Raw genomic sequence first — 20,772 nt, 5'->3', positions numbered from 1 at the left:
CTCTCCCGCTGCATGTCCCACTCTGTGCTGTTGGGAGCGCTCTCACCAAGCAGGAATCGGGACACGCTCCGCGGGAATGGGGACACGCTCCGCGGAGATCGGGACGCGCACGGCGGGTGGGGTCAGGCGGAGAGCGCCTTCGTGATGCGGGGGAGCGAGACCGGCTCGGCGGTGCCGAGCGCCTGGGCGAACAGGCTCACGCGGTACTCCTCGAGCAGCCAGCGTGCGTGCGCGATCGCCGGCGGCGCCTCGGCGGCAAGGGGGAGCGCACCGCCGGCCTCCGCGTAGAGTGCCGCCGCGCGTTCGAACTCGGTCAGACGCTGGCGATCCCGGCCCGGATTGTCGGCGAGCGCACGCACCCGCTCCAGGGCGCCCTGCAGGTAGCGGGGAAGATGACGCAGTCGATCGAGGCCGGTGCGCGCGATGAATCCGGGGTAGATGAGCCCGCTGAGCTGTGCTTTCACGTCGCCGAGTGCAGCCAGCAGCGTCATGGCGTTCTGCGACTTCACGGCACGCTCGACGTCGCGCTGCAGCGTCAGGATGCGTGCCGTCAGAGAGACCGCCTGGAACAGCTCGTCGACCACGGCCGACGACAGGGCGTTGCGCACGGCGGCGAACTGCTCGGGCGTGCGGACACCGCCCGGGGCGACGCGCGCCATCACCGCGTCCGCGACGGCGACGCGCGCATCCTCGATGAGCGCTTTCGCGGACGGGTAGGGTGACGCTGCGAGCGAGAGCTTCTCGGGAGCGGTCAGATGCTCGAGCACGTACGCGCTCGGCGAGGGTACGGCGAGCAGCAGCAGGCGACGGACACCGGCGTGCGAGAGGCGTGCGGCACGCTCGGGAGTGGACTCGATGCGCAGGGCGACGGCATCCTTCTGGTCCACCAGCGCGGGATAGCCGCGCACGACGCCGCCGGCGACCTTCGTGTCGACGACCTCGGGCAGCGTGCCGAGATCCCACGTCAGAATGCCGTCGCGCTCGACGATCTGCGGTGCCCCCGGGGCGGATGCCGTCGCCGACGCGTCGCGGGAAGACATCCCCGAGGTGGACACCCCTGAGGCTCGGGCGACGCGCCCGGCGGGCTGCTGCTCACGCGTGAGCGTGCGGGCGACCTGTTCGCGGGCGCGGCCGGCGAGTCGGCGCTGCAGCTCGGCGAGGTCGCGGGAGGTGCCGACCGTGCGCCCGCGGTGATCGACGGCCCGGAACGTCATCAGAAGGTGTGCGGGCACCCGCTCGAGGTCGAACTCGTCGGCGGTCACGGGCTGGTTCGCCACGCGCTGGATGCGGGCGGCGAGAGCGCTGCGCAGCGACTGGGGCGGCAGGCCGTCGTGGTGCTCGGGCCCGGCCGACGCCAGGTCGTCGCCGAGCTTCGCAGCCCAGTCGGCGGCGGGCACCACGTGCCTGCGGATCGCCTTCGGCAGCGCTTTCAACAGTGCCGTCATCAGCTCCGACCGCAGTCCCGGCACCTGCCAGTCGAAACCGTCGGGGCGAAGCGCCGCCAGCAGCGGGAGCGGCACGACCACGCTGACGCCGTCCTCGGGGCTACCCGGTTCGAACCGGTACGCGAGCGAGAGCACCTGGTCGCCCTGCTGCCAGCGTCCCGGGAACGCGCGTTCGTCCGAGCGTGACGCGTCGCCCTGCAGGTCCGCCTCGGTCATGTCGAGCAGCCGCGGCGTGCGGCCGGAGGCGTCACGCCACCAGGTCTCGAACGAGCGCGCGTCGAACACGTCGTGCGGCAGGCGTGAGTCGTAGAATGCGAACACGGCCTCGTCGCCCACGAGGATGTCGCGGCGGCGCTCCCGCTCCTCCACCTTCTCCAGACGGCGGCGCAGGTCGAGGTTCCGCCGCTCGAACGCGGTGAGGCGCTTGTCGAGGTGCTGGCTGTTCCAGTCGCCGTCCACGAGCGCGTGCCGCACGAACAGCTCCCGCGCGAGTGGGCGGTCGATGCGGGCCAGCTGCACGCGGCGGCGCGGGATGATCTCGACGCCGAACAGGGTGACCTTCTCCGCGGCCACGGCGGCCCCGGCATCCTTCGACCAGTGCGGATCGCTCAGCTGGCGGTGCGCGAGATCTCCGGCGAGCTCCTCCGCCCAGGCCGGATCGATCGCCGCGACCGTGCGGGCGAACAGGCGCGACGTCTCGACGAGTTCGGCCGCCATGACCGCGTCGGGGGTCGCCTTGCGCAGCCCCGAACCGGGGAAGATCGCGAACGATGCCCCACGCGCCCCGCGGAAGGTCGCGATCGGCTTGCGCTTGTCGCCCCCGGTGCTCTTGGCGACACCGACGGAGCGGGTGTCGAGGATGCCGATGTGCGAGAGCAGACCGGCCAGGATCGCCCGGTGCACGCGCGCGGGGTCGGCGGCGGCGCCGTCGGAGGTCGAGCCCGTCTTCACACCCATGAGCTGGCGCAGCTGTCGGTGGACGTCGGCCCACTCGTGCACGCGGACGTAGTTGAGGAACTCACTGCGGCACAGGCGTCGGAAGGCGCTGGAGCCGAGGTCGCGCTGCTGCTCCTGCAGGTGGTTCCAGAGGTTGAGAAGGGTGAGGAAGTCGCTCGTCGGATCGGTGAAGCGTGCGTGCAGCCGGTCCGCCTGCTCGCGGGCTCCGGGGTCCTCGGCCGACGGTCGCTCGCGGACGTCCTGGATGGAGAGTCCGGCAACGATCGCGAGCACGTCGGGCAGCACCTCGAGGCGGCGCGCCTCGATGAGCATGCGCGCGAACCGGGGGTCGATCGGCAGGCGGGCGATCTCCCGTCCGAGGGAGGTGAGCCGGCGCGACGGCGAGACGGCGCGCAGTTCGCTGAGCAGGTCGAACGCCGCCTTCACGCCGCGGCTGTCGGGCTTCGTCAGGAACGGGAAGTCCTCGATGTCGCCGAAGCCGAGGGCGAGCATCTGCAGGATCACCGACGCCAGCGAGGTGCGGAGGATCTCGGGCTCGGTGTACTCGGGCCGTGAGAGGAAGTCGTCCTCGCTGTAGAGGCGGATCGCGATGCCGTTCGAGGTGCGTCCGGCGCGGCCGGAACGCTGCTGCGCCGACGCCTGCGAGACGGCCTCGATCGGCAGTCGCTGGATCTTCGACCGCGCGCTGTAGCGCGAGATGCGCGCCGTGCCCGCATCGATGACGTAGCGGATGCCGGGAACGGTGAGGCTCGTCTCGGCGACGTTCGTCGCCAGGATCACGCGGCGACGCACGCCGGCGAGCGTGGAGCGCTCGAACACGCGGTGCTGCTCGGCGGCGGAGAGCCGACCGTACAGGGGGAGGACCTCGGTGGGACGGGCGTCCTTCGCGTACATGCCGCGGATGGCATCCATCGCGTCGCGGATTTCGGCCTCACCGGGAAGGAAGACGAGCACGTCGCCGTCGGCCTCGCGGTCGAGTTCGCGCAGCGCCGCCATCAGCGCGTCGACGTCGTCACCGTCGGTGGGCGTTTCGACTCGGCCCTTCGGGTCTCGCGCGGCGGTCGGGGTGTCCTTCGGGTCTCGCGCGGAGGTCGGGGTGTCGGGGACGTGCGGGCGGTAGCGGATCTCGACCGGGTAGGTGCGCCCGGAGACCTCGACGATCGGGGCGGGTGTACCCGCGGAATCCGCGAAGTGCTTCGCGAAGCTCTCCGGATCGATCGTCGCCGACGTGATGATGAGCTTCAGGTCGGGGCGCTCGGGCAGGACGCGCGCGAGGTAGCCGAGCAGGAAGTCGATGTTCAGCGAGCGCTCGTGGGCCTCATCGATGATGATCGTGTCGTAGCGACGCAGCAGGCGGTCGCGGTGGATCTCATTGAGGAGGATGCCGTCGGTGACGAGCGCGATCTGGGTGTCCTCCGACACCTGATCGGTGAAACGCACCTTGTAGCCGACGGCGCCGCCGAGCGGCACGTGCAGCTCCTCGGCGATGCGCTCGGCGATCGTGCGTGCCGCGATGCGGCGCGGCTGGGTGTGCGCGATCTTCGTGCGCCCGAGCTCCAAGCAGATCTTCGGCAGCTGCGTCGTCTTGCCCGATCCGGTCGCACCAGCCACGATCACGACCTGATGGCCCGCGATGGCGCGCACGATCTCCTCGCGTGCCGCGCTGACAGGCAGCTCCGGCGGATAGGAGATCACGGGGACGACGGGAGGCATAGCCCTCCATCGTATTGCGTGCGCGTCAGCGCGCGGCGGCGCCCGCGGCGTCGACGGCGGTCTCGGGCGCCGAGCGGAACCCCGACACCTCGACGATGGCATCGAAGTAGGCGAGGAGGGCGTTCGGGATGTCTCCGAGCGGGGTGGAGAGCACGACAAGGCTCAGCTTCTTGGAATCCGGCACGGGGTACCAGTAGTGCGCGACCAGTCGCCGTCTCGTGAACGTCGCACCGTCCTCGACCTCGACGGACTCGTCCACGCGATGCGTGCGGACCACCTCGCCATCCGTGAACGGACGACGAACGGCGGTGCCGGCCATCTCGGGCGCGATGGTCGGCAGAGCCTCTTCGAGCACCGACAGCACGCGCTGCGGGTTCGTCCCGATGGACGGGCTCATGTGGAACCGATCGTCATCGAACAGCGTCAGCATCGCCGACATCGGCTCGTTCGGAGACAGTTCGGTCTGGAGCAGGAGGAGCCGACCCTGGGCGTCACGGGCGGCGCGCGCCGCATCGACGAGGTCGTCGCGCATCCGGCGACGCGGTGTCGCGTTCTGGTCGGCGGTGCCGAGCGTGCCGCGTGCGATATCGGTGGCCGAGGCCCGCGCGTTCTCGTCGCTGTCCAGCGCCACCGGCCACCAGGTGCCGATGAGGCGGAACACGAGCTCCGGGGCGGCGTCCGGGCTCACAGCTTCTCGAGGTCTACGCGGGCGAGGGTGACGCCGCCGTCGTACAGCGCCGTCACGTCGCTCGGGAGCCCCGCGACCGCCGTGGAGAGGTCGACGATCTTCTCCTCGTCGGCGGCATCGCGCGCGATCACGGTCACGGTCTCGATGCTCGCCGACGTGGTGTCGCGGATCGCGACGAAGATCGCCACGAGGCGGTCGGTCGTGACCGGCTCATCGGCGGCGACCAGCACGCTCACCGACAGGGTCTTCGCCATGCCGGAGGTGCTCACGGTACCCAGCGGGTCCTCCACCCCCGGGTCGGCCGCCGAGATGGCGGAGTAGACGCTCTGCAGATCCACGTCGGTTCCTTCCTGTGATGCGCTGGACGCGGCGGGCCCGCCGCCTCCGGTGCACGCGGTGAGTGCGGTCACGGCCAACACCGCAGCGGCGGCCGCGATGACGAGTCGAGACGATCCGAGCATCATTTCTCCTGCCAGGAGTAGTAGGTCGTGTCATAACCGTACGTGTCGTCGTCGCCGATGAAGTACGCGTTGAGGTCGTCCTGCGTGGCGGGCGGCACCCGATCGATCTGGCTCTGCAGCGTCGAGTTGTAGGCGGCGGCGTTGTGGATGCCGCCGACTCCCTGAAACGCCAGGGGAGACGGGCTGTTGATGGTGGTCCAGTTCGGCCGCTGCTGCGCATATCCGCCGCGGCCGAGGGAGATCACCGAGTCGAGTCGCGGCACCAGGTCGCCGTCGTGCTGCACCGAGACGACGGTCGTCGAGGACGGGATGGGCATGCTGTCGATCGGCGCGCCGGCGACCACGACCGCATCCCAGTTGTAGTCGGAGTTGTAGGCCGCGAGGTGGCCCGCCATGATCCCGCCTTGGCTGAAGCCGACGAGCATCACCGGATCGTCCGGTCCGACCCCGGCCTGCTGCATCGCCTGCAGGACCGCGCGCTCGTACTGCGAGCGCAGGGAGGGGGTGAGCATGAGGGCCAGGTTGCTGTCGAGGTCGTTGACCGCGCCCTGGTCGCCGTTTAACCGGGACAGCCACTCCTGCGTGCTGGGCAGCGCGACTCGCCACCGTACGACGCCGTCGGCGTCGACGACCTTCGTGACCTTGATGACGGTCTCGTCGGCGCTGTCTTCGGTGTGGTGACCGAGGGAGTCGACGTAGCCCGCATCCTTGATGGCGTGCGCGAGGTCGGTCGGCTCGCCCTGCGAGCCTCGCTTCTCCCGGCGGGTGCGGTCGTACTCGCTCACCTGGGGGGTGGGCTTGAGCACGTCCGACAGGATGCTCGCGAGCAGGAACCCCGCCAGGAGGCCGACCACCAGCGCAGCGATCAGCGGGCCGATCACGGGGATGAGCGACAGCAGCGCGTACACGAGGGCGAGGATCAGGACCGTGCCCACCAGGGCGAGCACGGTCGAGACGAGCCGCTGGAGCTCGTCCCACAGATCCTGAAGGAAGTCGCCGACCCACGTCGCCAGGTCGGCGAAGAACGAGCCGAGGCCCTCGAAGAAGCTGCCGACGCGATCGAGCCAGCTCTCGTTGGTGGCGTCGATCGCACTGTCGATGAGCGACATTGCACGCTGGGCCGCGGCCTCCATGTCGCGGCGCGCCTGCTCGTGAGCCTCGCGTGCCGCCGACGCGGCGTCGTCGTAGCGGCGGGCGGCAGCACGCGCCTCGGCGAGCTGACGCTCGGCCGCTTCGATGTTTCCGGCGGGGGCCGTCGACTGCTCGAGGATGCGGAGCTGACGGTCGTACGCGGACACCTGCGTGTCGGCGCTGCCGGCGTGTCGCTCGGCGTAGGCCTCGCTCGCGTCGGCGTCGTCGGCCTTGCGGTGGGCCTCACGCAGGGCGGCCGCGTACTCCACGAGCGCGTTCGCCGTGCCCGCGTAGCGTCCATACGCGGCGCTGAGATCGCCGGCCACCTGTCCGCTGCGCTCGCGGATCGCATCGAGCGAGCGGGCCGTGCTGGCGTACGCGAGCGCACGCAGGTCGTCGGCGGCGCGTTCGATACGGCTCGCCGACGAGACGTACGTCGATGCCCGCTCGGCGAGGGCCTCGGGCTTTCCGGGGAGCGCCATCAGTTGTCTCCCGTCGCCGGCGGGGTCGGGGCGGGCCCGGGCGATGGACTGGGACTGGGACTCGGGGTCGGAGCGGATGCCGGCGGCACCGTGCTCTTGTCGACCTCGGAGTCAAGGTCGTTCGCGGCGGCGTGATCGCCCTTCGCCGACTGCTCGAGAGAGGCCGCGAGCTCGGTGTCGAGGTCCTCGAAGGTATCGACGACGGCGCGCAGGTAGTCGGCGATGAAGGTGAGGTTCTCCTCGAGTTTGCCCCGGGCGATGTCCCACTTGCCGCCGAAGTCGCGCACCTTTCCTGCCAGTGCGTCGTGGCCGGTGTATCCCGCCGTCTCGTCGGCGATGCGCTCGGATGCCGAGAAGTCTCCCGCGATCCGCTCGGCGCTCGACGCGCTCGCCAGCACCTCACCGACATCGATCTTCAGGTCGCTCATGTGTCCGCCTCCCTGCCCGACAACCTAAGCGAACCCTCCGACGGCGCGCGATGGGCAGAACAACCCATGCCGGTGGATGCCGCGGCATCCACCCGCACCGTCGCCGGCCCCGCCTACGCTGGAGACATGACGATCCCCCTCCTCACCCTCAACGACGGACACACCATCCCGCAGCTCGGCTTCGGCGTCTTCAAGGTCGATCCCGCGCAGACCGAGCGCATCGTCAGTGACGCCCTCGAAGCCGGCTACCGCCACATCGACACCGCGGCCATCTACGGCAACGAGGAAGGCGTCGGACGTGCCATCGCCGCCAGCGGCATCGCGCGGGACGAGCTGTTCATCACGACGAAGCTCTGGAACGACCGCCAGGCCGGAGACGAGCCCTTCGCGGCGATCGACGAGAGTCTCGCGAAGCTGGGCCTGGACGCCGTCGACCTGTACCTCGTGCACTGGCCCGCGCCGGCCAACGGCAACTACGTGAATGCGTGGGAGAAGATGGTGCAGATCCGCGAGGCCGGCAAAGCCCGCAGCATCGGTGTCTCCAACCACCTGCCGTCGCACCTGTCCGAGATCATCGCCGCAACCGGCGTCACGCCGGCCGTCGATCAGATCGAACTGCACCCGGCCTACCAGCAGCCGGACGTCACCTCATTCGCGAAGGAGCACGGCATCCTGATCGAGGCGTGGGGTCCGCTCGGACAGGGCAAGTACCCGCTCTTCGACGAGGCGCCCGTCGCCGCGGCGGCCGCGACCCACGGCAAGACTCCCGCGCAGGTGGTCCTCCGCTGGCACATCCAGCAGGGCCACATCATCTTCCCGAAGTCGAACAACCCCGAGCGCATCCGAGAGAACCTCGACCTGTTCGACTTCGAGCTGAGCGCCGACGAGCAGTCGGCGATCACCGCGCTCGAGCGCGGGGGTCGTGTCTCCGCGCACCCCGACGAGGTCAACTGACCCACGGGCACCCGTGCGCCGCGCTCACTCGCTGAGCCGGCGGTAGCGCTCCAGGCGCCGTCGCCCCGCGACGTCTGCGCGCGCGGCGGAGGCTGAGGCGAGCGCGTGCAGCGCGGTTTCGGCCTCGGTCGCGTCGAGGTCGACGCCGATGGCGACGAGTTCGCCGATCTCGGGCGGTGACGGCAGTGCGGACACGTGGATCGACCAGCCGACGACGTCGACGAGATAGCCGTGATCGCGGCCGGCGCCTTGCACGCGCACCCGCCCCTTGAGGCGATACGCCCCGCGGGGCGGGTGCTCGAGCAGATCGACGAGCGCCGAGGGCGACACCGGCGCGCGCAGCGGCACGGAGGCGGAGCGTGCGTGCTCATGCGCGTGGTGGCCGGGGCCGTGGTGGGCCTCGCGAGTGATGCGCGCGAGCGGCAGCTCGTCGATCGGGTCGTCGCGATCGGCCACGTCGAACACGAGGGCCGGGTCGATCGCTCCGGCGCGCGCCGTGGTCAGGTGTGCGCGGGGATTGCGTGAGCGCACACGCCCGGCGATCCGCGCGATCGTCGATGCCCGCTCGGATGCCGGCAGCAGATCGGTCTTGCCGATCACCACGAGCGACGCGGTCGCGTAGCGCGCAGGCACATCGTCGCCGGAGTCGATCGTCGTGAAGTGGTTCGGGGCGTCGATCACGTCCACCACGCCGCCCGGGCGTACGCGGGCGACGCCGCTGAAGCGGATCAGCCGGGCGAGCGCGGCGGGCTCTGCGACGCCGCTGGCCTCCACGACGATGGCGTCCAGGCGCAGCCGCGGATGGGCCAGCCGGCCCAGCGCATCGTCGAGTCCGCCCGCGTCCGGCAGGCAGCAGACGCAGCCACCGGAGATCGCGGCCGCCTCATCGACCTGACCGGTCACGAGGGCGGCATCCACGTTGAGGGCGCCGAAGTCGTTCACGACAACGCCGAGGCGAGCGCCGGGCGTGCGCAGCAGGTGGTTGACGAGGCTCGTCTTCCCCGCGCCGAGGTGGCCTGTCACGGCGACGACGGGAACGCGGCCTGCCGCGGTGCCGGCGGGTTCGCGTGTGTGCGGCATCCGTCCTCCCGCACACACCCTATCGAGAATCGTTCTCGATAGGTGCTAGACCCACCCTTGCATCCAGTTGTGCAGGCGGTAGAAGTCGTAGGGCACCTGCGTCGCAGACCACAGCGGGTACCAGAACGCCGACAGCACGACCGCCGCGACGAGGAAGACGATCACGACCCGCTGCCCGGCCAGCCGACGCTCGTGCAGCGCGTGCGCCGCTCCGGTGATCTCTCGCAGTGCGAACGTGAGCGCCAGCAACAGGAACGGCCAGATCACGATCGTGTAGAACTGGAACACCGTGCGCTCGGGGTACATCAGCCACGGCAGCCAGGTGGCTGCGATGCCGACCAGCACCACCGCGTAGCGCCAATCGCGAGCGACGGCGAAGCGGTAGACCAGGTACAGCGCGGCGATGACCGAGGCGTACCACAGCAGGGGGTTCGGCATGCTGTACAGCACCTGCAGGCAGCCGTTGTCGCCGCTGCAGCCGTTCTTGCCGTCAGGGCTGGAGAACGCGTACATGGACGTCGGACGCCAGAGGAACGGCCACGCCCACGCCGCACTGGAGTAGCTGTGCGGGGAGGACATGCCCGCCATCGAGGCGTAGATGGTCTCGTGGTACTTCCACAGACTCTGCAGGGGAAGCGGCACCCAGGAGAAGAACCCCGTGGCGGGGCTGATCTCGGCGACCTTGCGGTCGTAGCCGCCGTCACTGAACAGCCATCCGGCCCACGACCCGAGGTACACGACGAAAGCGACCGGCACGAGCAGCACGAAGGAGGCGAGCCCCTGCCGCACGGCATCCATCGGCCAGAAGGTGACGCCGAGTCGTCGACGTTCGAGTGCATCGGTGACGACCAGGTAGAGCCCGATGGCCGCGAGGACCCATACCCCCGACCACTTCACCGCCGTCGCCGCACCCGCGGCGGCGCCGGCCGCAATGACCCACGGTCGGTTCCAGAGCACGGCTCCCCAGGCGAGGGGGGCGTCGTCGACCCGGCGGGCGACGATCGCAGCGGCGAGGCGGTCCAGATGGCGTCGACGGTCGAGAAGAGCGAACCAGAAGGCCAGCAGAATGAAGAAGGCCAGGAACACGTCGAGCAGGCCGACGCGGCTCATGACGATGCCGAGGCCGTCGATCGCGAGCAGGAACGAGGCCACGGTCGCGAACACCGTCGAGTTCGTCAGCGTCTTAGCGACGAGGAAGAGCAGCAGCACGAGGGCCGTACCGAACAGTGCCGCCATCGCGCGCCACCCGAAGGAGCTGTCGGGTCCGAACAGCCACATGCCGAATCCGATGAGGTACTTCCCGAGCGGGGGATGGACGACGAAGCTCGGATCGGTCGTGAAGATGTTCGGCTCACCCGCCGCGAATCGCGCATCGGCGCCGTCGGGCCAGCTCGCCGCATAACCGAGATTCCACTGACTCCAGGCGTCCTTCACGTAGTAGGTCTCGTCGAAGACCAGCACGTGCGGATGCCCGAGATTCCAGAAGCGCAGGATGCCGGCGAGCAGCGTCACCAGCAGGGGAGCGAGCCATCCGTACAGCCGCTGGAGTCGCGGCTCGGCCGCGACGCGTTCGCGCCAACGGTCGTAGACCGACCGGCGCACGGGCGACAGCAGCGGCGGGATCGGCTCGGCGGTGGTCGACACGGCCACCAGCCTAAGCTGAAGCGGTGATCATCCTCGGCGCGACTCCGATCGGAAATCTGGGCGACGCCTCGGCGCGGTTGGTCGCTGCGCTCGAGCAGGCCACCGTCATCGCCGCCGAGGACACCCGCACGACCCAGCGACTGCTCCAGGCGCTCGGCATCGCCAACCGGCCTCGTCTGGTCGCGCTGCACGACCACAACGAGAAGCAGCGTGTGGCCGAGCTCGTCGCCCGCGCGCGGGAGGAGGACCTCCTCGTGCTGAGCGATGCGGGCATGCCCACGGTCAGCGACCCCGGGTACGGTCTCGTCGCCGAGGCCGTCGCGCAGGGCGTCGCCGTCACCGCTCTGCCGGGACCCAGCGCCGTGGTCACCGCACTGGCCGTCGCCGGGTTGCCGACCGATCGCTTCACCTTCGAAGGGTTCCTGCCGCGCAAGGCCGGAGATCGTGCGCGCGCTCTCGCGCTCGTGGCGAGCGAGCCGCGCACGATGGTCTTCTTCGAAGCGCCCTCGCGTCTGGCCGAGACCCTCCACGCCATGGCCGCCGCCTTCGGCGCCGACCGGCCCGCGGCCGTCTGCCGGGAACTCACGAAGCTGCACGAGGAGGTCGTCCGCGACGGCCTGGCGGCTCTCGCCGAGTGGGCGCAGGCCGGGGTCCGCGGGGAGATCGTCGTCGTGGTTGGCGGCGCGCCGGCCCGAGAGGTGTCGGCCGAGGATGCCGTCGCGCAGGTGCAGGCCCTCGTGGCCGACGGCATCCGCCTGAAGGATGCGAGCGCCGAGGTTGCGGCAGCGACCGGCCTGTCCAGCCGCGATCTCTATCAGGCGGTGCTCGCCTCGCGGTGATGCCCGCTCAGACGGCGGGACCGCCCAACTGCGCGAAGGCCTCCGGCGTTGCGACGGACCGCTCCGCACGCGCGGGCGGAGCGGTGACGCCCGGCAGCGTCCAGACGGCGAAGCTCGCTCCTCTGCCGTGCAGGCGCACCGCGCCGTCGTCGGCGAGAAGTTCGACCGTTCCTGCCGCATAGCGCGAGGTTGCCGCCGTCGCCGCGCCGACCAGGGCCATGTCAAGACGGATCTCGACGTCGGTACGAGCGGCGAGGACCAGCACCGCCTCGTCCGCGTTCTCGCGGATGAACACGATCGCGTCGTCGTCGGCGTGCAACCATCGCAGGCCGCCGGTCGAGAGCGCCGCGTGCGCGCGGCGAAGGCCGATGAGCTCACGGTAGAGGCCGATGCGGGCGGCGATCTCGGGTTCGCCGACGCGGTCCCAGGGGAGAGGGGTGCGGCTCATCTCACCGTCCACGGCCTCGAGTCCGAACTCGTCGCCGGCGTAGACGACGGGGATGCCGGGCAGCGTCATCGACAGACCGACGGCGAGCGGGATCATCTCCTCCGCGGCGTAGGTGGCGAACCGGGCGGTGTCGTGGGTGTCGAGGGCCGACATCGTCCCGCGCTGCACACGCCACGGAATCTGACTGGTGAAGAGCCGGAGCTGGCGCACGAACTGCTGCGCGGTGTACCGCGGCATCCCGGTGGGCAGTCCGAAGAACCACATCTCATCGCTGACGCGGCCGTCGAAGCCGCGGTGAGGGATGCGTCGGGGCTCCGCGAGCCACGACCACACGCCGCGCGTGAACGCCGGGTAGGTCATGCCGCCGTGCCAGGCATCTCCCTGCAGGTCGCTGGCGGCATCGTTCGTCGACTCGGCGAGCAGGAGCGTGTCGGACGAGACCTCGATCATCGTCCGGCGCACCGTTTGGCGCACGACGGCATTGAGGTCTTCGGCACCGAGACGGCCGGTCATATTGGCGACGTCGATGCGCCACCCGTCGATCCCGTACGGCTCCGCGAGCCAGCGCGCGACGACGGAGTCGGGTCCCTCGATGAACCGACGCCGCAGTTCGGCGCTGTTCCAGTCGAACTTCGGCAGCGTCGCCGCATCCAGCCACGTCTCGTAGGTGGTGTGGGCCGCATCGTGGAAGTAGTAGAAGTCGGCTTCCGCCGCGTCGGGCCGGCCGTACGCGTTGCGGAACCACTCATGGGCGACGCCGGAATGGTTGGTGGTGAGATCGCCGATCACGCGGATGCCGCGCGCGTGCGCTGCCTCGATGAGACGTCGGTAGGCCTCGTCGCCGCCGAGGAGTGCATCGACGTGATCGAAGCTGGCGGCGTCGTATCGGTGATTCGACTCCGCGGGGAAGATCGGCGTGTGGTACAGCGCGTTCACACCCAGATCGACGAGGTGGTCCAGCCGGTCCACGACGCCGTCGAGGTCTCCGCCGTAGAGCTGCCGGCTGCGACCCGGGTGGGAGGGATCCAGCGGGTCATCCCAGGCTGCGGGGATCGCCCACTGCGGAAGCGGGCGGTCGGCTGCGGCATCCGATCGCGCGAAACGATCGGGGAAGATCTGGTACAGCACGGTGTCGGCCATCCACGGCGGCGGCGGGTTGCCGGCGACGAGGGCGAAATCCTGCGCGTCGAGGACGTCGACGTCGCTGAGCCCGCCCTGGTTGAGGATCTGCACCGTCGCGTCGCTGCGGACGAGATGGAAGCGGTAGCCGTGGCGCGGATTGGCGACGACGATCCGCGCCGACCACCATTGCCACCCGTCCCGTTCGCCGTCGCACTCGGCCTCCACCCACGCCGGCTCGTGGTCGGGGTTGCTGCGCACCACGACCCGGTCGACTCCGCCGTAGGCGCGGGGCACGCGGAGGCGGACGGTCACCTCGTCGCCGAGAGCCGGATCGGGGTGCGAGACGTACAACGGCGAGCCGTCGTGGTGCGGGCAGGTGGGATCGATCATGGGAACCTCCGTGGAACGCCGACAACACGTCGGCACTGGTGCGACGTGGTTGCACGGACATCCGTGGCAGAGCCCTCTGATTGTGTGGTGTGCGGCGCGGGCCGCATCGTGCGCTACTTGACCGAGCCGGCCGTGAGGCCGCCGACGATGAAGCGCTGGAGGCCCAGGAACAGTGCCATCGGCAGGATCGCCGCGAGCACGGCGCCGGCAGCGAACACGCTCCAGTTGCGCGCCGTCTCCTGCGAGACGAACTGGTACAGCCCCACCGCCAGCGTCTGCTTGTCGGGATCGACGAGGACGACGGACGCGATGAGGAAGTCGTTCATGGTGCCGATGAACGACAACAGGCCGATCACAGCCAGCACGGGGGCGACCAGGCGCAGGATGATGGTGAAGAAGATGCGAGCGTGCCCGGCGCCGTCGATCTTCGCCGCCTCGTCGATCGAGGCCGGCACGGTGTTGAAGAAGCCGTACATGAGGAACGTGTTCACGCCCAGCGCGCCGCCGAGATAGACCATGATCAACCCGATCTGGGAGTTCAGACCCAGTGCCGGGAAGATGTCGCCGATCGCCGACATCAGCAGGAAGATGGCCACCACGGCGAGCAGCTGAGGGAACATCTGCACGAGCAGCAGCGTCAGCAGTCCGAAACGGCGGCCGGTGAAGCGCATGCGCGAGAAGGCGTAGGCGGCGAGCGCGCAGAGCACGACGGTGAAGAACGACGTCGTCAGCCCGATGAACACCGAATTGACGAACCAGTTGCCGTACGGGCGCAGCGGGTCTTGGAACAGGGCGATGTAACTGCCGATGTCGACCGTGGCGAACAGGCTGTTGGCCGTCAGCAGCGTCCCGCCCGGGTTGAGCGAGGCCGAGAGCACGTAGACGAGCGGGAACGCCGAGAAGACGAGCATCGCGAGGCCGACGAGGTGGCGCCAGCCGGTCTCGCGGAACCACCGGCCGAACCGGCGACGCGTCTCGTGGGCGACGGTCGGGCTCGGCGGGGTCGCTGCCGCGCCGGTGACGGGGAGGGTCTCAGCAGTGGTCATGTCAGTTCAGCTCCTCGAGCACCTTGGTCTGGCGGAAGCTGAGGTAGGAGATGACCGCCACCAGCACGAAGATGATGATCGAGAACGCGCTGGCCAGGCCGTAGTCGCGTTCGGCTCCCACGAAGGCCACCTTGTAGACCATCGAGATCAGAATGTCGCTCGCGCCGACGTTGATCGACGCGTCGGCGAAGCGCGGGCCGCCGCCGGTGAGCATGTAGATCAGATTGAAGTTGTTGAAGTTGAACGCGAACGAGGAGATCAGCAGCGGCGCCACCGACACCAGCAGCAACGGGAACTTGATGTGGCGGAAGATCTGCCATACACCGGCGCCGTCGACACGCCCCGCTTCCTGGATGTCGTCGGGGATCGCCTGGATGGCACCCGTCGTGACGAGGAACATGTAGGGGAAGCCGAGCCAGAGGTTCACGACGAGAATCGACACCTTCGCCAGCAGGGGATCCTGCAGCCAGGGGATCGACGCCCCTCCGAGGATGGACTGGTTGATGAAGCCGAAGTCCTGGTTGAACATTCCCTGCCAGACCAGCGCCGACAGGAACGCAGGGAAGGCGTAGGGCAGGATCATGATGACCCGGTAGTACTTCTTGCTCTTCATCCGCGGATCGTTGAAGACGATCGCGAGGAACAGGCCGAGGGCGAAGGTCGTCGCCACCGACAGGATGGCGAACACGAACGTCCAGACGAGCACGGCGAGGAAGGGCCCACGGATCGACTCGGTGGAAAACGCCCGGACGAAGTTGTCGACGCCGACCCAGACCTGCCATCCCGTGGCGAGGGTCTGCCCGTCGGCGGAGGCGAAGGAGCCGTTGCCGTTGTCCGTGTAGACGACGCCCGTCTGCGTGTTCGTCATGGTGCCTGCGGCGGCATCCCACACGAGCGTGGAGACGTACTGGTAGGCCGTCGAGCCGTCGCGGGTTTGGAGCGTGCCGTCGTTGGGATCGGTGGAGAAGGGCACCGCCATCGACGAGATCGTCGCCTGGTTGGCCACGAGCTGAGCGAAGTTCAACGTGGTGTACCCGGGAAGCGTCGCCGCGCGGCCGCCCGTGAACTCGGCATCCGACGCCGCCTCGAGCGGCTGGTCGGCGCTGCCGATCTCGGCGGTGCCGTCGGGAGTGGTCACGAGGAAGAAGAGGGCGCCGTCCTTCTCGAGGACCGACATGGGATAGGCGGCCGAGTCCTCGACGCGCTGCTGGTTCTGGATGAGCAGCGCGTTGACGGCGTCGTCCTTCGTCGACACGTGTCCCGAGCCGTAGTTCGTGAACGCGATGTAGATGCAGTACAGCACCACGAAGATCTGGAAGACGAAGAGGAAGACCAGGCCCGGCGTCAGGTACTTGGCAGGCAGAAGGCCCGGCTTCAGGTAGACGACGTTGATCGCGAGGATGCCGAGGGCAACGACCGCTGCGATGACGACGCTGTCCTTGGTCAGCAGGACGAGGATCGCATAGACGGCCATCGCGTCGATGACGCCCAGGCACACGATCTTGACCAGCCAGACCTTCCACCCGGCGCCTGCGGCTTCCGCCCAGGCCTCGGCGCGTCGGCGGCGCCGTGCCGCGGCGCGGTCTTCGGGCGCGCGCGTAGGCGGCGCGGCGATCGTGGGGCCAGTCATCTTCGACTCCTGTCGGAACGTGGGGGGATCGGGGTGCGGAGGGGTGAGCGTGAGCCCACCCCTCCGCACGGGGTCAACCGAGCTTGGCGGCGATCGAGTCGGCCATCTGGGTCCACTGCGCGGCAGGGTCGCCGCCGCCCTTGATCAGGGCGGCCTCCGTCTTGCCCCAGTCGTCCCACACCGAGCCCATCTGCGGGATCGACGGCATCGGCACCGCGTTCGCGCCGACCTTGGCGAAGCCGGCGACGATCGGGTCGGACTTGGCGGCGTCGAACGCGGCGGTCAGTGCCGGGGGACGCCCACCGGCCTTGAAGAGAGCCGTCTGCACGTCGGCGGTGGCGATGTAGTTCACGAGGAACTCGTTCGCGATCAGCGCGTTGGCGCTCTTGGCGCTCACGAAGAACGTCTGCACGCCGGCGAAGGGCTGTGCGTCACCGCCGCCCGCCGTCGGAATCGCGTCGACCGCGACGTCGATGCCGGCCTTCTGGGCGTCGGCGACGTTCCACGGGCCGGTGAGGAAGTACGGCGACTTGCCGGCGTTGAAGGCTTCCTTGGCCAGGTCGCCGGAGAGGTTGAGGTTCAGCACCTTGGTGCCGGTGTCTCCCTGCGCGGTGAGCCACGCGGCGAACTTCTGTCCGCCCTCGTCGCCGATCGACAGCTTGCTCGCGTCGTACGAGCCATCGGCATTGCGCCCGAAGACCGAGGTACCGAAGGAGGTCTGGAACGGGTACAGGTGGTACGGGTCGGACGCCTGCGGGTCCAGGCCCACGACGAACGGGTACTCCGTGCCGGCGGCGCGGCCCTTCGCGATCATGTCGTCGTAGGTGGCCGGGGTGGAGTCGGCCAGCGCGGTGTTGCGCAGCACGGCGATGTTCTCGATGGCGTACGGAAGGCCGTAGGTCTTGCCGTCGTAGGTGACCGCCTCGATGGCGACCTTCTCGAAGTCGGCCGCCTTGTCGCCCAGTTCGACCGGCGCCACGATTCCGTCCTTGACGAACGCGCCGATCCAGTCGTGCCCGCCGATCGTGATGTCGGGTCCCTTGCCCGTAGGCACCTGTGCGGTGAACTCGTCGCGGATCTTGCCGTAGTCCTTGACGACGAGGTTGACCTTGACGCCCTTCTCCTGCTCGAACTTCTTCGCCACATCCTCGAGCGCTCGAGCACGGTCGGCGTCGACCCACACGGTCAGCTCGCCGCTGGTGGCGGCCTGTGCGTCGCCGCTGGTCGTCGGTTGTGCGGTCGTGCTGCCGGAGCAGCCGGCGAGCGCCAGGATGCCGGACGCCACGAGCAGTCCGAGGGCGACGGCGCCCTTCTTCTTCACCTTCATCGGTGTGCCTCTCTCTGGGATCACAGGGGGAGAGGGGCCGTAGCTCGGCTGCTCCGCCGCCCTGTCGTGATGTCGCACCGGGTGCGAACCCCTCCATTGTGCGGTCGAAAAGTGCGCGATCACGGGTTCGTTATGGAACTGTGACCGGTTACAGTCCCCGGACTGTGATCGGTTACAGTGAAGGGTGCGGTTGTGGCCGTGTTCGTTGTAGACACCGGTAGAGTCGGCTCTCGTGACACCCAGCGATGTGCCGAAGAAGCCGACCATCCGCGACGTCGCCGCCGCGGCCGGCGTCTCGTACGGAACGGTCTCGCGCGTGCTCAACGGAGGGCACTGGGTGTCGCCGGAAGCCCGCGCCGCCGTCGATGCCGCGATCGTCTCGACGGGCTACACGACCAATCAGGCTGCGCGCAGCCTCGCGACCGGAAAAACCGGCTCGCTCGCCTTCCTTCTCACCGAGTCCCAGCACGTCCTGCTGTCGGATCCGAACATGGCGCTGCTGCTGCGAGGGGCGACCGATGCGGTCTCCGAGCGTGGGATGACCCTCGTGCTCCTGATCGCCGACACCGAGCGCGAACAGGCCAACGCGGCCCGATATGTGCGCGCCGGCCACGTCGACGGCGTCCTGCTCGTCTCCTCTCACGAATCCGATGATCTGCTCGGCTCGTTGGTGAACGCGGGCGTGCCGACCGTGTGCTCCGGCATCCCGCTGTGGCAAGGGCGCACCGTTGCGCACGTCGCCATCGACGAGGTGGGCTCGGCACGCACGATGACGCGGCACCTCATGGATGGCGGGCACCGCCGCATCGCGCTGATCACCGGACCGCTCGACACCCCCAGCGGCCGTTTCCGCCTCGACGGCTTTCGCGACGAACTCGGCGACCGCTTCGACGAGGTCCTCGTCGAAGCGGTGCCGTTCACCCGTGAGGCGGGCGCGGAGGCGATGGCTCGACTTCTCGCGCGCGCGCCCGACGTCGATGCGGTGTTCGCGGCAAGCGACCTGCTCGCCGTCGGTGCCGCTCAGACGCTCGCTGCGCAGGGGCGACGCATTCCTCAGGACGTCGCGCTCGCCGGTTTCGACGACTCGGGGCTCGCCGAGGCGCACACGCCGCCGCTGACCACCATCCGCCAGCCCTGGGCCCAGATCAGCGCCACGATGGTCGAGATGGTGCTGGAGGCGATCGCCGGCGGCCATCCGGATGCCGTCGTGCTGCCCACCACGCTCGTCGTTCGCGAAAGCGCCTGAGAACCTCGCCGACGCACCGACGGCTCGTCGTCACACGCGGGAGCCGGCGGCCCGGCCCGAACTAGACTCGTCGGGTGACATCTGGTCAGTCCTTCTACATCACGACGCCGATCTACTACCCGAGCGATCTGCCGCACATCGGGCACGGGTACACGACGGTCGCCGTCGACACGCTCGCGCGCTGGCACCGCCAGGCGGGCGATGACACGTGGATGCTCACGGGTACCGACGAGCACGGACAGAAGATGCTCCGCGCCGCGGCCGCGAACGGAGTGACTCCGCAGGAGTGGGTCGACAAGCTCGTCACCGAGTCGTGGTTCCCGTTGCTGAAGACCCTCGACGTCGCCAACGATGACTTCATCCGCACGACGCAGCCGCGCCACGAGGAGCGCGTGCAGCAGTTCGTGAAGGCGCTCTACGACCGCGGCTACATCTACGCCGGCGAGTACGAGGCGCTGTACTGCGTGGGCTGTGAGGAGTTCAAGCCGGAGGCGGAGATCGTCGACGGCACCGGTGCGTTCGAGGGGCTCAAGGTCTGCGCGATCCACTCGAAGCCGTTGGAGCTGCTGCAGGAGAAGAACTACTTCTTCAAGCTCAGCGAGTTCCAGGACCGCCTGCTCGAGCTCTACAAGACCGAGCCCGACTTCGTCCGGCCCGAGTCGGCGCGCAACGAGGTCGTCTCGTTCGTGCGTTCGGGGCTGAAGGATCTGTCGATCTCGCGCTCGGCGTTCGACTGGGGCATCACCGTGCCGTGGGACCCGTCACACGTGATCTACGTATGGGTGGATGCGCTGCTGAACTATGCGACCGCGGTGGGCTACGGCACCGATCCCGTGCAGTTCGAGCGACGGTGGCCGGCCTTCCACGTCGTGGGCAAGGACATCCTCCGCTTCCACGCGGTGATCTGGCCCGCGATGCTGATGGCTGCCGGTCTCGACGTGCCCCGCGGTGTCTTCGCGCACGGCTGGCTGTTGGTCGGCGGTGAGAAGATGTCGAAGTCGAAGCTCACCGGCATCGCCCCGACCGAGATCACCGATGTGTTCGGTTCGGACGCCTACCGCTTCTACTTCCTGTCGGCGATCGCGTTCGGCCAGGACGGCTCGTTCTCGTGGGAGGACCTCTCGGCGCGCTACCAGGCGGAGCTCGCGAACGGATTCGGCAACCTCGCGTCGCGGACGACGGCGATGATCGAGCGCTACTTCGAGGGGATCGTGCCCCCGGCATCCACGTACACCGAGGGTGACCTCGAGATCCAGCGGATCGTCGCGGATGCCGCGGTGAACGCCGATGCGGCGATGGAGCGCTTCCGTCCGGACGAGGCCATCGCGGCGATCTGGACCATCGTCGACGCGCTCAACGGCTACATCACCGAGAACGCCCCGTGGGCGCTGGCGAAGGATGATGCACAGCGTGCCCGTCTTGCGACGGTGCTCTACACTGCGGCGGAGGGTCTGCGTGCGCTCGCGGTGCTGCTGAGCCCCGTGATGCCGATCGCCACCGAGAGGCTGTGGGTCGCGCTCGGGCACGTGGGGCGTCTGCAGGATCAGTCGCTGCGCGAGGCCGGGAGCTGGGGAGTCCTTGTGCCCGGCACCAGCGTCAACGGCCTCGAGCCGCTGTTCCCCCGGATCGAGCAGCCCTGACCCGTCCCACCCGTCCCCTCCATCGTGTCCCACTTGCGGGGCGGCATGTCCCCAAAGGTGCTTTGCGCAAGTGCTCTATTCGACAGAGAGTGGGACACGGA

The 20,772-nt window shown here is 69.2% G+C and carries 15 protein-coding genes; 4 read left to right on the top strand and 11 right to left on the bottom strand.

Features of this window, described 5'->3' with window-relative positions; translation table 11 throughout:
* Positions 1-122: 122 nt before the first annotated feature.
* The 5 genes from hrpA to ABS64_RS10540 form a co-directional block, all read right to left on the bottom strand.
* Positions 123-4,115 (bottom strand): ATP-dependent RNA helicase HrpA, encoded by a 3,993-nt coding sequence (gene hrpA / locus ABS64_RS10560; RefSeq protein WP_292683443.1) that lies wholly within the window; start codon positions 4,113-4,115, stop codon positions 123-125.
* 25 nt (positions 4,116-4,140) lie between these two features.
* The gene (locus ABS64_RS10555) at positions 4,141-4,803 is read right to left on the bottom strand and encodes a hypothetical protein (protein WP_016464613.1); all 663 of its coding nucleotides are present in this window, start codon (positions 4,801-4,803) and stop codon (positions 4,141-4,143) included.
* Positions 4,800-5,141 (bottom strand): hypothetical protein, encoded by a 342-nt coding sequence (locus ABS64_RS10550; protein WP_231477220.1) that lies wholly within the window; start codon positions 5,139-5,141, stop codon positions 4,800-4,802. Before ABS64_RS10550 ends, ABS64_RS10555 begins: the two co-directional genes overlap by 4 nt.
* Before the next feature lie 122 nt (positions 5,142-5,263).
* Positions 5,264-6,877: an EI24 domain-containing protein gene (locus ABS64_RS10545; RefSeq protein WP_292683441.1), complete on the bottom strand. Its 1,614-nt coding sequence runs from the start codon at positions 6,875-6,877 to the stop codon at positions 5,264-5,266.
* Positions 6,877-7,305: a hypothetical protein gene (locus tag ABS64_RS10540; RefSeq protein ID WP_036289248.1), complete on the bottom strand. Its 429-nt coding sequence runs from the start codon at positions 7,303-7,305 to the stop codon at positions 6,877-6,879. Before ABS64_RS10540 ends, ABS64_RS10545 begins: the two co-directional genes overlap by 1 nt.
* 126 nt (positions 7,306-7,431) lie before the next feature.
* Here ABS64_RS10540 and ABS64_RS10535 point away from each other — a divergent pair, with 126 nt between their 5' ends.
* Entirely contained in the window at positions 7,432-8,259 is an 828-nt protein-coding gene (locus ABS64_RS10535; protein ID WP_197017291.1) for an aldo/keto reductase, read from the top strand.
* Between the two features lie 24 nt (positions 8,260-8,283).
* On the opposite strand, the gene ABS64_RS10530 is transcribed toward ABS64_RS10535, so the two are convergent.
* Entirely contained in the window at positions 8,284-9,339 is a 1,056-nt protein-coding gene (locus tag ABS64_RS10530) for a GTP-binding protein (protein ID WP_288121697.1), read from the bottom strand.
* A gap of 45 nt (positions 9,340-9,384) precedes the next feature.
* Positions 9,385-10,983, bottom strand: a complete 1,599-nt coding sequence (locus tag ABS64_RS10525) for a phospholipid carrier-dependent glycosyltransferase (RefSeq protein WP_292683437.1) — start codon at positions 10,981-10,983, stop codon at positions 9,385-9,387.
* 23 nt (positions 10,984-11,006) lie between these two features.
* Between ABS64_RS10525 and rsmI the strand changes: the two genes are divergently transcribed.
* Positions 11,007-11,822, top strand: a complete 816-nt coding sequence (rsmI, locus tag ABS64_RS10520; protein ID WP_292683435.1) for a 16S rRNA (cytidine(1402)-2'-O)-methyltransferase — start codon at positions 11,007-11,009, stop codon at positions 11,820-11,822.
* Positions 11,823-11,829: 7 nt separating this feature from the next.
* Here rsmI and ABS64_RS10515 read toward each other — a convergent pair whose 3' ends face one another.
* The 4 genes from ABS64_RS10515 to ABS64_RS10500 form a co-directional block, all read right to left on the bottom strand.
* On the bottom strand, positions 11,830-13,782 hold the full coding sequence (locus ABS64_RS10515; protein ID WP_292683433.1) for a glycoside hydrolase family 13 protein: 1,953 nt from the start codon (positions 13,780-13,782) through the stop codon (positions 11,830-11,832).
* A 113-nt stretch (positions 13,783-13,895) separates the two neighbouring features.
* Positions 13,896-14,828: a sugar ABC transporter permease gene (locus tag ABS64_RS10510; RefSeq protein WP_292683431.1), complete on the bottom strand. Its 933-nt coding sequence runs from the start codon at positions 14,826-14,828 to the stop codon at positions 13,896-13,898.
* 1 nt (position 14,829) lies between these two features.
* Positions 14,830-16,458: an ABC transporter permease subunit gene (locus ABS64_RS10505; protein WP_292683429.1), complete on the bottom strand. Its 1,629-nt coding sequence runs from the start codon at positions 16,456-16,458 to the stop codon at positions 14,830-14,832.
* Between the two features lie 73 nt (positions 16,459-16,531).
* Positions 16,532-17,785: a maltose ABC transporter substrate-binding protein gene (locus ABS64_RS10500; protein ID WP_135949707.1), complete on the bottom strand. Its 1,254-nt coding sequence runs from the start codon at positions 17,783-17,785 to the stop codon at positions 16,532-16,534.
* A 232-nt stretch (positions 17,786-18,017) separates the two neighbouring features.
* Between ABS64_RS10500 and ABS64_RS10495 the strand changes: the two genes are divergently transcribed.
* A complete protein-coding gene (locus ABS64_RS10495; protein WP_292683426.1) occupies positions 18,018-19,031 on the top strand; it encodes a LacI family DNA-binding transcriptional regulator in 1,014 nt (337 codons plus the stop codon).
* A 74-nt stretch (positions 19,032-19,105) separates the two neighbouring features.
* Positions 19,106-20,671 carry a methionine--tRNA ligase gene (gene metG, locus ABS64_RS10490; protein ID WP_292683425.1) on the top strand — a complete coding sequence of 522 codons (1,566 nt, stop codon included), beginning with the start codon at positions 19,106-19,108 and terminating at the stop codon, positions 20,669-20,671.
* The last annotated feature ends 101 nt before the right edge of the window (positions 20,672-20,772 follow it).

It is taken from the genome of Microbacterium sp. SCN 69-37 (genome assembly GCF_001724435.1).
Classification (GTDB): domain Bacteria; phylum Actinomycetota; class Actinomycetes; order Actinomycetales; family Microbacteriaceae; genus Microbacterium; species Microbacterium laevaniformans.
The sequence above is the reverse complement of the archived record's forward strand: the minus strand, read 5'-3'. Positions and strand labels throughout refer to the sequence as shown.

Bases quoted from the DNA above. Each gene is read 5' to 3' on its own strand.
- hrpA (WP_292683443.1), bottom strand. From the start codon at position 4,115: ATGCCTCCCGTCGTCCCCGTGATCTCCTATCCGCCGGAGCTGCCTGTC.
- ABS64_RS10545 (WP_292683441.1), bottom strand. From the start codon at position 6,877: ATGGCGCTCCCCGGAAAGCCCGAGGCCCTCGCCGAGCGGGCATCGACG.
- ABS64_RS10540 (WP_036289248.1), bottom strand. From the start codon at position 7,305: ATGAGCGACCTGAAGATCGATGTCGGTGAGGTGCTGGCGAGCGCGTCG.
- ABS64_RS10535 (WP_197017291.1), top strand. From the start codon at position 7,432: ATGACGATCCCCCTCCTCACCCTCAACGACGGACACACCATCCCGCAG.
- ABS64_RS10530 (WP_288121697.1), bottom strand. From the start codon at position 9,339: ATGCCGCACACACGCGAACCCGCCGGCACCGCGGCAGGCCGCGTTCCC.
- ABS64_RS10515 (WP_292683433.1), bottom strand. From the start codon at position 13,782: ATGATCGATCCCACCTGCCCGCACCACGACGGCTCGCCGTTGTACGTC.
- ABS64_RS10510 (WP_292683431.1), bottom strand. From the start codon at position 14,828: ATGACCACTGCTGAGACCCTCCCCGTCACCGGCGCGGCAGCGACCCCG.
- ABS64_RS10505 (WP_292683429.1), bottom strand. From the start codon at position 16,458: ATGACTGGCCCCACGATCGCCGCGCCGCCTACGCGCGCGCCCGAAGAC.
- ABS64_RS10500 (WP_135949707.1), bottom strand. From the start codon at position 17,785: ATGAAGGTGAAGAAGAAGGGCGCCGTCGCCCTCGGACTGCTCGTGGCG.